Origin of the sequence: Caballeronia fortuita (genome assembly GCF_001544835.2) — a bacterium.
Taxonomy (GTDB): Bacteria; Pseudomonadota; Gammaproteobacteria; order Burkholderiales; family Burkholderiaceae; genus Caballeronia; species Caballeronia fortuita.
Genome location: NZ_FCNX02000021.1, coordinates 14,278 through 27,856, shown reverse-complemented (window position 1 = coordinate 27,856; position 13,579 = coordinate 14,278). Strand labels below are relative to the sequence as shown.

Annotated in this window: 13 protein-coding genes; 4 read left to right on the top strand and 9 right to left on the bottom strand. The window is 64.8% G+C overall.

All coding sequences use genetic code 11. The features are described 5' to 3' along the window. Positions 1-29 precede the first annotated feature (29 nt). From AWB77_RS30145 to AWB77_RS30135, 3 genes are read left to right on the top strand one after another with little or no spacing between them, the layout of a single operon-like run. Positions 30-2,417 carry a xanthine dehydrogenase family protein molybdopterin-binding subunit gene (locus AWB77_RS30145; protein WP_061138214.1) on the top strand — a complete coding sequence of 796 codons (2,388 nt, stop codon included), beginning with the start codon at positions 30-32 and terminating at the stop codon, positions 2,415-2,417. Continuing rightward, positions 2,414-3,274 (top strand): FAD binding domain-containing protein, encoded by an 861-nt coding sequence (locus AWB77_RS30140; RefSeq protein WP_061138147.1) that lies wholly within the window; start codon positions 2,414-2,416, stop codon positions 3,272-3,274. The genes AWB77_RS30145 and AWB77_RS30140 overlap by 4 nt, the downstream gene beginning before the upstream one ends. Continuing rightward, positions 3,271-3,738, top strand: coding sequence for a (2Fe-2S)-binding protein (locus AWB77_RS30135; protein WP_061138146.1), 468 nt, complete (start codon positions 3,271-3,273; stop codon positions 3,736-3,738). The genes AWB77_RS30140 and AWB77_RS30135 overlap by 4 nt, the downstream gene beginning before the upstream one ends. A gap of 308 nt (positions 3,739-4,046) precedes the next feature. Here AWB77_RS30135 and AWB77_RS30130 read toward each other — a convergent pair whose 3' ends face one another. Next, on the bottom strand, positions 4,047-5,501 hold the full coding sequence (locus AWB77_RS30130; RefSeq protein ID WP_061138145.1) for an MFS transporter: 1,455 nt from the start codon (positions 5,499-5,501) through the stop codon (positions 4,047-4,049). A 447-nt stretch (positions 5,502-5,948) separates the two neighbouring features. Between AWB77_RS30130 and AWB77_RS36200 the strand changes: the two genes are divergently transcribed. Beyond that, positions 5,949-6,098: a hypothetical protein gene (locus AWB77_RS36200; protein WP_157694945.1), complete on the top strand. Its 150-nt coding sequence runs from the start codon at positions 5,949-5,951 to the stop codon at positions 6,096-6,098. Between the two features lie 88 nt (positions 6,099-6,186). On the opposite strand, the gene AWB77_RS30120 is transcribed toward AWB77_RS36200, so the two are convergent. From AWB77_RS30120 to AWB77_RS30085, 8 genes are all read right to left on the bottom strand, one after another. Continuing rightward, positions 6,187-7,398, bottom strand: coding sequence for an SAM-dependent methyltransferase (locus AWB77_RS30120; protein WP_061138143.1), 1,212 nt, complete (start codon positions 7,396-7,398; stop codon positions 6,187-6,189). Continuing rightward, entirely contained in the window at positions 7,395-8,192 is a 798-nt protein-coding gene (locus AWB77_RS30115) for a DUF1365 domain-containing protein (protein WP_061138142.1), read from the bottom strand. The genes AWB77_RS30120 and AWB77_RS30115 overlap by 4 nt, the downstream gene beginning before the upstream one ends. Beyond that, complete coding sequence (locus tag AWB77_RS30110; protein WP_061138141.1) at positions 8,189-9,490, bottom strand: NAD(P)/FAD-dependent oxidoreductase; 1,302 nt, start codon at positions 9,488-9,490, stop codon at positions 8,189-8,191. The genes AWB77_RS30115 and AWB77_RS30110 overlap by 4 nt, the downstream gene beginning before the upstream one ends. A gap of 91 nt (positions 9,491-9,581) precedes the next feature. Further along, complete coding sequence (locus AWB77_RS30105) at positions 9,582-10,178, bottom strand: lipocalin family protein (RefSeq protein ID WP_061138140.1); 597 nt, start codon at positions 10,176-10,178, stop codon at positions 9,582-9,584. Continuing rightward, the gene (locus tag AWB77_RS30100) at positions 10,175-11,305 is read right to left on the bottom strand and encodes an SAM-dependent methyltransferase (protein WP_061138139.1); all 1,131 of its coding nucleotides are present in this window, start codon (positions 11,303-11,305) and stop codon (positions 10,175-10,177) included. The genes AWB77_RS30105 and AWB77_RS30100 overlap by 4 nt, the downstream gene beginning before the upstream one ends. A 16-nt stretch (positions 11,306-11,321) precedes the next feature. Next, positions 11,322-12,098, bottom strand: coding sequence for a DUF1295 domain-containing protein (locus tag AWB77_RS30095; protein ID WP_061138138.1), 777 nt, complete (start codon positions 12,096-12,098; stop codon positions 11,322-11,324). 118 nt (positions 12,099-12,216) lie between these two features. Beyond that, on the bottom strand, positions 12,217-12,957 hold the full coding sequence (locus tag AWB77_RS30090; RefSeq protein ID WP_061138137.1) for an anti-sigma factor: 741 nt from the start codon (positions 12,955-12,957) through the stop codon (positions 12,217-12,219). Continuing rightward, complete coding sequence (locus AWB77_RS30085) at positions 12,954-13,544, bottom strand: sigma-70 family RNA polymerase sigma factor (protein WP_061138136.1); 591 nt, start codon at positions 13,542-13,544, stop codon at positions 12,954-12,956. The genes AWB77_RS30090 and AWB77_RS30085 overlap by 4 nt, the downstream gene beginning before the upstream one ends. Positions 13,545-13,579 lie beyond the last annotated feature (35 nt).

Genomic DNA, 13,579 nt, shown 5'->3' with positions numbered 1-13,579 from the left:
CCGCGCAGGCGGGACCGGATGCTGCAGACATGGAACACCCTTTCGAAGATGCATCCGCGGGAAGCTTGCTCGGAAAGAACGAGACACGGCTGGATGGCGCGCGTTTCGTGTCGGGGCGCGTGGACTATAGCGCCGATCTGATTCCCGCCGGTTCGCTTCAGCTCGCCATACTGCGCAGCCCTTACGCGTGCGCTGCCATCGTCTCGATCGACCTGTCCGAGGCGCTTGCGATGCCGGGCGTGGTCGCGGGACTCACCGGCGAAGAGGCGGCGCGCATGAGCGACGCGATGCCGCCAGCAATGGACCTGCCCGCGCGAGGCGCGCGCGGTCCCTTGCAAAGCCGCTGTCTCGCGCTCGGCCAGGCGACTTACTTCGGGCAACCTTTGGCGGCTCTCGTTGCGACCTCGGTGCATGATGCGCAAGCGGCGCTCGCGAAGATACGCGTGGAATACGCGGTGCATGCGCCAACGGCAAGCGCACGCGACGCATTGCGCGACGATGCGCCGATCGTTCAGCCCGGCTGGGACACGAACCTGCTGGTGTGCGATCGCATCCGCTCGGGCGACGCGGATGCTGCTTTCGCGCGCGCGGCGCATGTCGCGCGAGGCGAACTGACGATCGGATCCTCCACGAGCGCGCCGATGGAGACGCTCTGTTATGTGGCCGAGTGGGACGCACGCGGCGAGCGCTACACGTTGACGGGCACATTCCAGAATCCTCACACGAGCCGGTGGCTGCTCGCCGCCGCGCTGCGCGTCAAGGAGACTCAGGTGCGCGTGATCGCGCCGCGCATCGGCGGGACATTCGGGTTGAAGATGGCTGGACATCCGGAGGAAGTGTTGGTCGCGCTCTTCAGCAGGCTCACACGGCGCACGGTGGCATGGGTCGAGGAGCGGCGTGAGACGCTGCTTGCGGGCTCCCGTTCGCAGCATCACACGTTCGAGATCGCAGCGGATGAGGAGGGCCGACTGATCGGCTGGCGCGACCGGATGCTGGTCGATGTCGGCATCGTCGGAGCGGGTCATAGCTGGGCCATGGCGCTCGTCACGCCAGCCGTATTCCCGACCGTCTATGCGATAGACAATTGCGAAATCGAATGCTCGCTCGCCATCACCAATCAGCCGCCGTGGCAAGCGATACGCGGATACGGCAAGGAGATCGGCAACCTCGTGCTCGAGCGCGCCATCGATCTGCTCGCGCGAGAGACAGGCATGGATCCGGTCGAATTGCGACGGCGCAACCTCGTGCCGCGAGAAGCGTTGCCACGTCTGTTGCCTTCCGGCCTGAACGTCGACAGTGGCGACTATCCCGGCGCCCTGGAGCAGTTACTGACCATGTTCGACTATCCGGCGTGGCGGACGAAGGCGGATGCCGCAAGGACGTCCGAATGGCGTATCGGCATTGGCATCGCATTCGAACTGACACCGGAAGGCGGCGCGCGGCCCGGAAATTTCCCGAATGGCTTCGAGACGTCGACGGTCCGCATCATGCCTTCGGGCGACGTGCAGGTTCTCACCGGCGTGACCTCGCCCGGCAGCGGCAGCGACACCGGCATCGCTCAGATGGTCGCGGGCGAGCTCGGCTTGCGCACCGACCAGGTGCGTGTCATCGAAGGCGACACGGACGTGACGCCCTTGGGCACCGGTAATGCGAGCAGCCGTGCGCTCATGTACGGCGGAACGGCGGCGTTTCTCGCAGCACAGGAGCTTCGCCAGCGGCTTGCGCAGTGCGCCGCCAACATGCTCGGCGGCGACGCAGAGGGCATCGTGCTGCGAGATGGCCACGCATGGCGCGAAGCCGACGGCGCGAAGCTTTCAGTGGCCGAGCTTGCGCTCGGCGTGCATCTGCGGCCGTTTACGGTCGCCGCCGGCGTGACTTTGCCGCTCGAAGTCACCCGTAGTTTCGCGCCGAAGAACGTGCGCGTCGAGCCGGACGCGCAGGGCCGCATCGCCACCTATCCGACTTTCTCGTACTCGGTCCACGCCGTGGCACTGCAACTCGACATGGCGACGGGCAACAGCAAGCTGCTCGACTATGCCGTCGTGCACGACTGCGGCGCGATGGTCAACCCGGCGCTGGTCGAAGCCCAGCTCCGAGGGGCGGTCGTGATGGGAATCGGCGCCGCGCTCTGGGAACAAATCAAGTTCGACGGCGAGCATCGGATGATCACGGATCGCTTCAAGAGCTACCTCTTGCCGCGTGCCAACGACCTGCCGCCCATCCGCGTCGGTCATCGAATCACGCTCAACCCGTTTCACCCGCTCGGCATGAAAGGCGCCGGCGAATCGGGCGTCGGCGGCGCGCTTGCGGCCGTCAGCAATGCCGTGGCGGACGCGCTCGGTAGTGACGGATACGTGAAGCATGTACCGGCGACGCCCTCCCGAGTGATGGCATCTCTGATGGAGCGCTGCACGTGATCGGACGACGCTTCGAGTTCCATCTGCCTCGCAATCTCGACGAGGCCACTGCGTTGCTCGCCAGCTTCGGCGCCGATGTTTCGGTACTCGGCGGCGGCACGATGCTGATACCGTCGATGTCGGCAAACCTGATGCTTCCCGCGCATGTAATGAGTCTGGCCTCGCTCGGTCTCGACGACGTTACGCTTGAAGAAGCACATCTGCGCGTCGGTTCAATGGCGACCTACGCGAAGCTGCTCGCCTCGCCGCTTGTCGCGCGCCATGCACCGCTTCTCGCGGCAATGGCGGCGCAAATAACCGGTGGGGCTTCCATCGTCAATCAGGGCACGCTAGGCGGCTCGGCGAGCTTCGCGAACCCGTCCTCGGATGCGCCGGGCTGTCTTAGCGCACTCGAGGCTGTGTTCGAGCTGCGCTCGGCGCAAGGCGTGCGATGCATTCCCGCTCACGAATTTTTCGTGGATGCTTTCCGTACCGCGAAACGCGACGACGAGTTTCTGGCCGGCATTCTGTTGCCACTGGACTCGACTCTCGTTGCGTGCCGTTATCAGAAATACAAAGCGAGTTCCAGTTCCTGGCCTATCGTCACGGTGGCCTGCTCGCTGCATCGCGGCGAGCAGACGAGCGTGCGGCTTGCAGTCGGCGCGGCGGGGCGCCGGCCGGCCTATCGCCACTTCGTTATCGACGATCCAGCGCCTGGCCAGATCGATGAGCTCATCGAGCGAGCGGCGGCGTGCATGCTGGATCTCGTCGGAGAAGGGTGGAGCGATGAATTGGCCGATGCCGAATATCGGCGCGCCGTCGTGCCAGGCGTGGTGAAGAGGCATCTGCGAGACTTACTCATGGAAAGAGAGACATGAAAGCTGACATCGAAGTCAAGCTCACGCTCAACGGCCAGCCGCATACGGCCTTGGCGGACTCCCGGCTGCTGCTGGTGGAACTGATCCGCGACACGCTCGATTCGAAAGGCACGCGCGTCGGTTGTCTCACCGGCGACTGCGGAGCGTGCACCGTGCTGTTCGACGGCGAAGTACGAAAATCCTGTCTCATACTGGCCGCGTCGATTGCGGGAAACGACGTTCGAACCATCGAAGGCTGCGACGGGATAGAGAAGCTCCAGGAAGCTTTCATCGCGGATAATAGCTTTCAGTGCGGCTTTTGCACGAGCGGCATGCTCATTGCGGCGGCCGACTTGCTGAAGCGCAATCCATCGCCGAGTCACGACGAGATTCGACATGCCATCAGCGGCAATCTCTGTCGATGCACCGGATACGAAAGCATTGTCAATGCGATCTGGCGCGCCGCGCATGGCGAGCCGGCATAGGCGCATCGACGCGTGCATGCAGCGGTAGCGAACCGGCCGACTTTCACGCCGCGCGAGTGTGGAGACAGTTTGCCGGCGCGTGAACGATTCGAGTCACGTGCCGGAGTTTCGTTCTGAGCGCTGTTTGTTGCCTCGATCTGCATGAGATCGGGGCAGCGAGCGTTCCCAATGCATGACGCAGAGCGGAAGGCAGCCGTCGCTACTCAACAGGATCGCAGCGATACTGGGCCGCGGCCGAAGCTCGAACCGGCCTTCAACGATTCAGAGACGAATCGAGCATTCGTGGCTCAGCGCCATGGGGCAAACTTTCACGACTTACTAGTCGCCGTTTCACGCTTCAGCGTCACCCTGGGCTTGTGTTCCGAAGACGAAGCGGCAAGACTTCTCCGAGTAACGATCGACGCGATTGCCAGCATCAATCCAATCACCGCGCACGAAATTGCAAAGCCGGAAGTGACGGCCTCGACGCTCGCGCCATCCGGCGCAAGGGTAAAGAAGAGTCCCCCGATCACGGCCACGAAAATCGCAGCGCTGATCTGCAAGGTGGAGTTGACGAGGCCGGCGGCCAAGCCGGCCCAGCGCGCCGGAACCTGGTCGACATTCAATCGGACTAACGTGGGCAAGGCGATGCCTTGTCCCAGGCCGATGAAGAAGAGCGGAAGCCAGAGCCAGTTTGCGTGCGCTGCAAGCGCCATGCCGGCGGTTGCAAAGAGTCCTAGTGCTTCCATCGCCATTCCGACGATAGGCGTTCCCGCACCGAGCCATTTAATCAGGCGCGCGCTGAGAAGCGGGCCGAGAAGAAAGCCGACGCCAAGCGGAAGAATGGCCAGACCGGCGGACAACGCGTTTCGTCCCAGGCTCGACTGCTGGAAGACGGCGAAAATGAGGAAGAAAGAAGCCAGTGCGTAGAAGAAGAATGTCGCGAGCAAGCTCCGTCGAAGGCCGCGTGATTCGAACAGCGAGAACACCACGAGCGGAGATCCGCCGCGTAGTTCGACCCTCCGTTCATAGCGCCAGAAAAGCAAAAGCAGGAGCGGGCTCGCCGACAGAAGCACGGCACACCACCAAGGCCAACCTTGTTCGCGTCCCTCGATGAGCGGAACGATGAGCGCCAACAGACCCGTAGCGAGAAGCAACGCACCTTTCACATCGAGTTGCCGCGCGTCCGCTGCCTTACTTTCGCTCAAGAGTTTCATCGCTGCGGGCACAGCAACGACAATGACAGGCAGATTGATCAGGAATACGCTGCGCCATCCGAGTCCAAGCAGGTCCAGGCTTACCAGCGCGCCTCCGAGGATTTGCCCTCCGACGGACGCCAGCCCGAATGTCGCGCCATAAAAGCCGAGTGCCCGACTTTTTTCTTCGGCAGGAAATATTGCGTGGATGGAGGCAAGAGACTGCGGTGCCGTGATAGCGGCAGCGACGCCTTGCAGTAGCCGCCCTACGATCAGGACACTCGCGGATGTCGCCAGGCCGCACACTGCCGAGGCGAGACCAAAGCCCAGCATGCCGCCGATGTAAACTTTCCGGCGTCCATACAAATCACCAAGGCGTCCGCCGAGGATCAGAGTTACGGCATACGCTGCGGCATATACCGATACCACCAATTGAGTCAATGCATCGCTTGCGCCCAATTGCGAGCGAATGACGGGCAAGGTTACGTTCACGATGAAGAAATCGAGTGGCGGAAGCAGCGTTCCGGTAAGCAATACACAAAGCGCGGCCCATCGGCGCGGGTCCGCGTCGTTGATTGTCTTGTTCATTACAATGTCCCGGCGAAGGAAGCGAAGGCGTGAAAGTCTTTACACGGCCAATCGATATGGCCATGAATGGGTTGATGGATACTGCAATATGTTGATGTTCGTGCCGTCAGGAAAAATCGTCTTGCTGCCATCACTCCGTGGGCCGCGTCAGTATCGTTTTCCGAAGACATCGCATCCACATTGCATCAGCGCGAGTCGACGCCCGACGGTGCTAGCAGGCACTCTTGATGAACGGTCCGCTTCGCAATGTTGCTTTGACTGTCTTGACGCAAACGCACCTTGACGTGCGCTGCCGAGCCTTCTTGCGTTAAGGCAGGGCAGAGAAGCACCATTGCGATCTGAAGGCATGGTAAAACTGTTCGATCGATCAGTCAACTATATTATTTGCCCGATCGCAGCCTCTTCTTAGCCGACTGCCTCCCAAGGAGACGCCACCGGGCGCGCGATATGACGAAAGGTCAAGGGCAGGCTTTCTGTTCGGTATGGCGATCGAAGTCAGCCATTGAAGACCTTCGCGCGATCGAAGTGCCAAGCGAGATTGAAGCCCAGCCAAAGCACGAGCAGGAAGAGGGAGACGAACGCAAAGGCGCGCGCTAACGAGTCAGCCCGGTGCCAACCATCAACGCGGACGTTGCATCGCCGCCGTGAAGCATCATCGGCGTGGTTCTGGATCGTGTCGTGCCCGCTACTCATCACGCGTCACGACAAAGTGCATGACATTCGTCCGCGCTTCGTCGAAACCGGCTTCGCAATAGGCCAGATACAAACGCCACGTTCGCACGAAGTTCTCGTCGAAACCTTGCGCGCGCACCGCATCCAGACGCGCCTCGAAAGCCCGGCGCCAGTGCCGCAACGTGAGCGCGTAATCCGCGCCGAAGGCAAGCGTCGTGCGTGACATGAAGCCGCCGCGCCGCGCAGCGCGCTCGAAGCGCTCCGGGCTTGGCAGCATGCCGCCTGGAAAGATCGTCTCGCGGATGAAATCGCTCGAAGCACGGTACGCGGTGAAATGCGCGTCGTCTATGGTGATCGACTGCACGAGCGCCTGCGCGCCCGGCCTCAGACAGCGCCGCAGCGTGCGAAAGTAGTCCGGCCAGAACGCTTCGCCGACCGCTTCGAACATCTCGATCGAGACGATCGCGTCGTACTGGCCGTTCAAGTCGCGGTAGTCGCGAAGTTCGATAGTCGCGAGCTCGCCGAGGTCTTCGCGTTCCATGCGTGCGGCGGCGAATTCCTGCTGCGCGGGCGAAATCGTCACACCGCGCACCTGAATGCCGAGCCGCGCGGCGTGCTGCGCAAAACCGCCCCAGCCGCAGCCTATTTCGAGCACACGCATGCCGGGACGCAAGCCCAGCGTATCGACGATCCGCTGGTACTTGCGCGCCTGCGCCGCTTCGAGCGTGAGTTGCGCGTCGCCGTCGAACCAGGCGCTCGAATACGTCCAGCTCGGATCGAGCCAGAGTCCGTAGAACCTATTGCCGATGTCGTAATGCGCGTGGATGTTGCGCCGGCTGCCCGCGCGCGTGTTGCGCCGCAGCCGGTGCCGCAAGCTGTTCCAGCACTGCGCGAGCACGCCGCCCGCGAAGGTGCGATGCAGTTGCGCCTCGTTGCGGATGGCGAGCCGCAGCACGGCGCACGGATCGGGCGTATCGAGCCAATTGGCGCGATACGCCTGTGCGAAGCCGATATCGCCCGCGCGCAGGATCGTGCGGCATGCGCGCCAGTCGTGAATCTCGAGGTATGCCGACGGCTGCATCAGCGGGTCGCCGAACACGCAGCGGTCGCCGTCCGGCGTGACGAGCACGAGATGGCCCACACGTATTCGCCGCAGCAGATTGAGAAAGATCCGCGCGGAAGGCGGCATCGCCGTTTGCGCGGAAAACGACCGCAGCAGGTTCATGGTCGGGCCTCGTCGTTGGATTCGTTGGCGCCGGTCGCTTCGCGCATTGCATCGCGACCGGGCGGATGCCTGCCGTGGAAAGGCACGTGCTTGAGCCACAAAAGCAGCGCCTGCCAGTGAATACGCACGATGACGCCGGCCGCGAGCATCGGCTGGCGCAGCAGCGTGCGCAGTGCGAGCGCGCCCGTAAGCGGCCGCGCGTCAAGGCCGATCGCGGTGCGGATCAGCAAGCCGTCGCGGTCGCGGTAGTCGATCGAGATCGCAAGCCGGTCGCCGCGCCGGCGCACCCGAAACGCATACTCGCCCGCAACGTCGCAGAACGGCGAAACATGCAGCGTCTTGCGGCACACGAGGACGGTCTCGGCTGCGATGGGCGCGTGATCCGGCGCGCTCAGCAGATAGCCGCGATGTTCCCCGAAGGTATTGCGCACATCGGCTAAGAGCGCGCGCAAGCTTCCGGTCCGGTCGTGGCAGAACCAGAAGCTCACCGGATTGAAGCCGAGTCCGAACACGCGCGGAATCGTCAACAGATGGATGTCGCCGTCGGCGGGAATGCCTGCTTCGGCAAGACGCGCGCGCATCCAGCGTTCGAGATTGCTGCCGTCGCGCGGCCCGTAATCGCGCAAGAAGAGGGCGAACGGCCGCGTACGGTCGATGCCGAACCACGCGCTTTGCAAGGCGTCGAGTCGGGCGACGTCGCAGCACACGTAGCACACCGGATACGAAAACCGATGCCGCGCCGGCCGCACGCGCTCGTGCATCACGCGACCGGTCAGTAGTTGCACGTTCGTCATGGTCTGGCCCACGCCGGCGCGACGCCGAAGTCGCGCGCCACGCAGAGCGCCGACTTCAGGCCGTCTTCGTGAAAGCCGTAGCCGGTCCACGCGCCGGCGTGCCAGGTACGCCGCGCGCCTTGAAGGGCGGGCAGACGCGCCTGGGCGTCGATGGCGGCGAGATCGAGCAGCGGATGCTCATAGACATAGCGGCCGAGTTCCGTGCCGGGCGCCGGATCGTCGACAGGATTGAGCGTCACGATCACCGGCGTCGAAAACGGCAACGGCTGCAACTGATTGAGCAGATAGCTCACGCAGACCGGATGGGTTGCTTCGCGCGCCCACCGCGTTCGCGCGCCGATGTAATTCCACGCCGACCACACGCGCCGGCGGCGCGGCAACAAGGCGCGGTCCGTATGAAGCGAGGCGACGTTGCGCTGATAGCGCACGGCGCCGAGCAGCGCGCGTTCATCGGCGCTGGCGTCGTCGAGCAGGCGCAGGCTCGTCGGCGCATGCGTCGCGAGCACGACGGCATCGAAGCGCTCGGGACCGGCATCGTCGGTCAACACCGTCACGCCGGCGGCATCGCGGCGAACGCCACGCACGGGCGCTTGCAGGCGAATGTCGTCGAGCGTGGCGGCGATGCGGCGGACGTATTCGCGCGCGCCGCCCGCGACCGTCTTCCACGGCGGCCGGTGGTTCACCTGCAGCAACGCGTGATTGATACAGAACCGCAGGAACGTGGCGGCGGGAAAGCGCAGCACGTCGCCGGCGGCGCTCGACCAGATCGCGGCGGCCATCGGCAGCAGATAGCGACGCTGGAACGGCGCGCCGTATCGGCCTTCGATCAGCAGTTCGCCGAGCGAGGAGCGGCTCGCGCTCACCTCTTCCAGATGCCGCTGCGCCGATGCGTTGAAGCGCAGAATGTCGCGCAGCATGCCGATGAACGCCGGGGAAAACAGATGCCGACGCTGCGCGAAAACGGTGTTCAGATTCGTGCCGGCCCATTCGAAGCGCCCGCCGTCGAGCGACACGGAGAACGACATGTCGGTGCGATGCGCGCTTACGCCGAGTTCGTCGAAGAGCGCGACGAGATTCGGATAAGTGCGGTCGTTGAAGACGAGAAAGCCCGTATCCACCGGATGTCGCACGCCGTCGAGCGTGACGTCGACCGTGTGCGCGTGGCCGCCCAGATAATCGGCGGATTCGAATAGCGTCACGCGATGCGCGCGCGACAGCAAATAGGCGCTCGCGAGACCGGCGATCCCCGCGCCGATCACCGCAATGCGCTGCCCTGGCCGCTGTATGGATGCGTGCATTGCCGAAAGGTCTCCTCGCGCCGTGCCGGCGCGGCCATATCCGCTCGTTACGAAAGAAGCGCGCGCTAATACACACGCGTCGCGGCTGCGTTCAATCGCGCTGGCCCGGACTCTGGAAACCGGGCTGTCCGATCTGCCCGGGCGACTGCGGCACGCGCCGCAAGCGCGCGGTGTCGTAGCCGATCGCATCGAGGCGCGCGAGCATCGAACGATAGACGTCCTCGCTCATCGTGGGCTCGCGAGAGAAGATCCAGCCAAGCTTTTTGTTCGGATAACCGAGAATCGTGTAGCGGTAATCCGGATCGACATAGAGCGTGAGCTGCGTCAGGCGCACCGGCCAGAACGGCTGCACGCTCCATTCGCCGCCGTTGCTGCCGGGCTTGACCGTATCGACGAAGTGGTGCGTCGTTTCCGCCTGGTCGAAACCGTTCTTGCGGCCGTGGAAGACGTCGTCTATCTTGCCGTCCGGGCGCAGCGACCACTCGACGTACGTGCCCACATAGTCGCGCTCCGCGAAGTACGGAATGTTGGCGATCACATACCAGCGCCCCATATAGCGCGGCACGTCGACGGCTACGGTCTCGAGCGGCAGGTCGGCGCGCGGGTTCGGATTCGGCGGACTGGAGCAACTCGCCACGGCCACGACGACACCCGCCGCGATCAGAGCAACGATGAGCGCGCGTTTCATGGCATCTCCCTCCGTACGCGCTTTTCGAACAGATAGTGCGCTACGCCCCACTGCGTACCGTGCGCATAGCCGAAGAGTTCGGCGACAGCCAGATAGAACATCCGCCAGCGCCGGAACCAGGTGGCGGCGGCGTCGCCGTAAGCGGTTTGCAGCATCGGCATGACGCGATCGCGTGCGGCATCGAGTGCGGCGAGCCACTGGTTCGCGGTGCGCTCGTAGTGCGTTCCGTTCAGCCACCATTGATGCACCGCGCGCATGTCGTCCTGACAATGGAGCAGCAGGCTCGACGAGGGCATCGTGCCGCCGGTGAAGAAGTAGCGCGCCATCCAGTCGCTGCCGTCGCGCGAGGCGAAGTGATACGCGAGCGTCTGGTGCGCGAAGAGATGCACGAAGAGCAGGCCGTCGTCGGCGAGCCAGCGGGCGATCTTCGCGAGCAGCAGCGGGTAGTTCTTCATGTGCTCGAACATCTCGACCGACAGGATCCGGTCGAACGGCGGCCCGTCGCGGCCGAATTCGAAATCGACGACGTCGCCCGTGACCACGCGCAAGTTGCCGATGCCCTGCGCGCGCGCCCGCGCTTCGATGAATGCGCGCTGCGCATGCGAATTCGAGAGCGCCACGACCTCCGAACGCGGATAGCGAAGGGCGCTCCACAACGCGAGCGAGCCCCAGCCGCAGCCCAGATCGAGCACGCGCTGGCCGTTGGCGAGCCGCGCGCGCTTTGCATACAGTTCGAGCATCGCGAGTTCCGCTTGAGCGAGCGTCTCGTCGCCGCGCGGATAGTAGCCGCACGAATACTTGAGACGCGGCCCGAGATGCGCCTCGAAGAACGCGTCCGGCAACTCGTAATGCTGCGCGTTGGCGGCTTGCGTATCGATCGCGATGGGACTCGCGCGGAGTTCGTCCAGAAATCGCTGGAACGCCTGAGTGCGTTGAGCGGGATCGTCGGCGTGCTCGTCGATCAGGCGCCGGCGCATCAGCGCGCGCATGCCGAGGCGCATCAGCGCATCGGGCACGAAGCCGCGCTCGCAGGCGCGAATGACGCGGCTCCCGTCGAGCGCGGGCATGTCGGCGGGTGTCGCCGGTGCGGCGCGGGGAGCGGGAGTTTCGCGGGCGGTGACGTTCATCGTTGTCGTTCTCCGGTCAGGCGCGTTTGGGCGGCCAGGGAATCAGCACGCTGGTAGTGCGCATGTAGTCGCGATAGCCGTCGCGTGTATCGGCGAGACGCGCTTCCAGAATCGGAATGCCCGATACCTTCAGGAGCAGCCACGCCATCAAAAGAGGCGGCGCGAGCGTGAGCCAGGCCCACGGCATGCCGATCGAAAGCACGGCGTAGGCAAGCCAGTGCACGCATTCGAAGAAGTAGTTCGGATGCCGCGAGTAACGCCATAAGCCCGCGCGGCACACCTTGCCGCGATTCGCCGGATCGGCGGCGAAGCGCTTCAATTGCCGGTCGGCGAGGGCTTCGCCCGTCACGGCGACGAGCCACACTGCAATAGCGGCGGCGACCGATGCCGGACGCGCCGGGGAGGCGTAGGCCGGCACGAGGAACGCGACGCAGAGCAGCATCGAAATGACGGCTTGCAGCTGGAAGAACCAGAACATGTTGCGTGCGGCATGCGCGCCCCAGCGTTCGCGGAACGCGTGATAGCGCGGGTCTTCCGGCTTGCCGGCATTGCGCCGCCACAGATGCAGCGCGAGCCGAGCGCCCCACAGCAGCCCGCCCGCCGCGACGCACGCGCGGTTGAGCGCCGCGCCCGTGCCGCACACGGCGACGAGCAAGGCGACGACGCCGAGCGTGGCGGCCCAGAGCGGGTCCACCATGCCGGCGTTTTCCGTGCGCAGTTGCCAGAGCCATGCAGCGGCGAACGTCAGCACAAGGCCGGCGGCAACGAGGGCGATCGTGACGAGGACGGGCATGCGGACTCCGTGAACGTGCGTTCACCGTCCTATACGGACGTCGCGCATGAATGGATGCAGCATGATGGAGGCGCGCGCTGACTTCGCGCTCGCACAGCCGCCGGTGCGGGCCGCGCAGTCAGGTCGTGTGCATCGCGCCGGTGGCGAGGATGGGGCCCGTCGGCGCGCCCGTCGGCGAGCCGCCCGCCGGTTCGTCGGAGACCGCGAGCACGGCTTGCGCGCTCATCTGCGCCATGATTTCGGGCGGCAGTGTCATCGTCGCGGGATGGTCAGATGGGAAGACGCCGAGCGGAATCGGCTTCGCGTTCGGCGGGATGAGCCACAGTTCCGTCGTGCGGTCGCGAGGCATCGACAAAAGCACGGCAGGCACGACGACCATGCGCGCGCTTTGCATGTCGAGCGTCGCCGTCCAGTGCGCGACACCGTCCTTGCGGGCGATGGTCGCGACCATGTAGCTCGCCGGAGCCGACGCGGTGGCCGGCGTTTTGACCGCCTCTCGCAAAGGCATGAAGTTCACGCCGAGCAGGACGAGCGCGGCGGCGCTCACGCCGATCGTGAGCCAGCGCCACAGGCTCAGGTTGTTCCAGACACCGGTGCGGGTGCGCGCCGTTTCCTCGGTTGGCGCCGAAAGGAGGCCGAGATCGCGGCGTATGCGAAGCCAGACGCGCGCAGGCGGCTCGACTGCACGGACGTCGTGAGCCAATGGCGCCAGGCGCGCTTGCCAGGCTTCGAGCGCACGTTGCAGGCGCGCGTCGCGCGACGCGTCGGCTTCGAACGCCGCGCGCTCCTGCGCATCCAGCACGCCGAGGGCGTACTCGGCGCAGCGCAGATCGTCGTCGTCGCGGATGGGCGTGTTCATTGTTCGAGGCACGTCTTGAGCAGCATGAGACTACGGCGAATCCAGCTTTTCATCGTGCCGAGCGGCACGGCGAGGCGTTGCGCGAGCTCGGCGTAGCTTGCGCCGGTGAAGAACGCTTCGCGGATCGCGCGCTTCTGCTGCGGTTCCAGGCGTTCGAGACATCGCTCCAGGCGCCGCCGTTCTTCGCTGAGTTCGGCTGCTGCGGCGGGCGTGGGCGCTTCGTCGGCGAGTTCGGGTGCTTCGTCCTCGCCGAGCGGTTCCTCGCGATGCTGGCGCATGCGGTCGATCGTGCGGTTGCGCCCGAGCGCGATGAGCCAGGTGATCGCGCTGCCGCGCGCGGGATCGAACGCATCGGCGCGCCGCCAGGCGCTCGTGTAGACGTCCTGGAGGATGTCTTCGGCCTCGCCGCGGTCGGAAATCATGCGCACGATCACGCCGAACACGCGCGCCGACGTCTCCCGGTAGAGCGCGGCAAATGCCTGCTCGTCACCTTTGGCGACGTCCAGGAGCAAGCGATTCACGCGCTCGCGGCGCTGGCGATCGACGTCGTCCGTAGAACCGGTGCTGCGTGAAATGTCATCCGTCATGGGAATAAAGGGGCGCGCAGTGCTCCTGGCTGAGC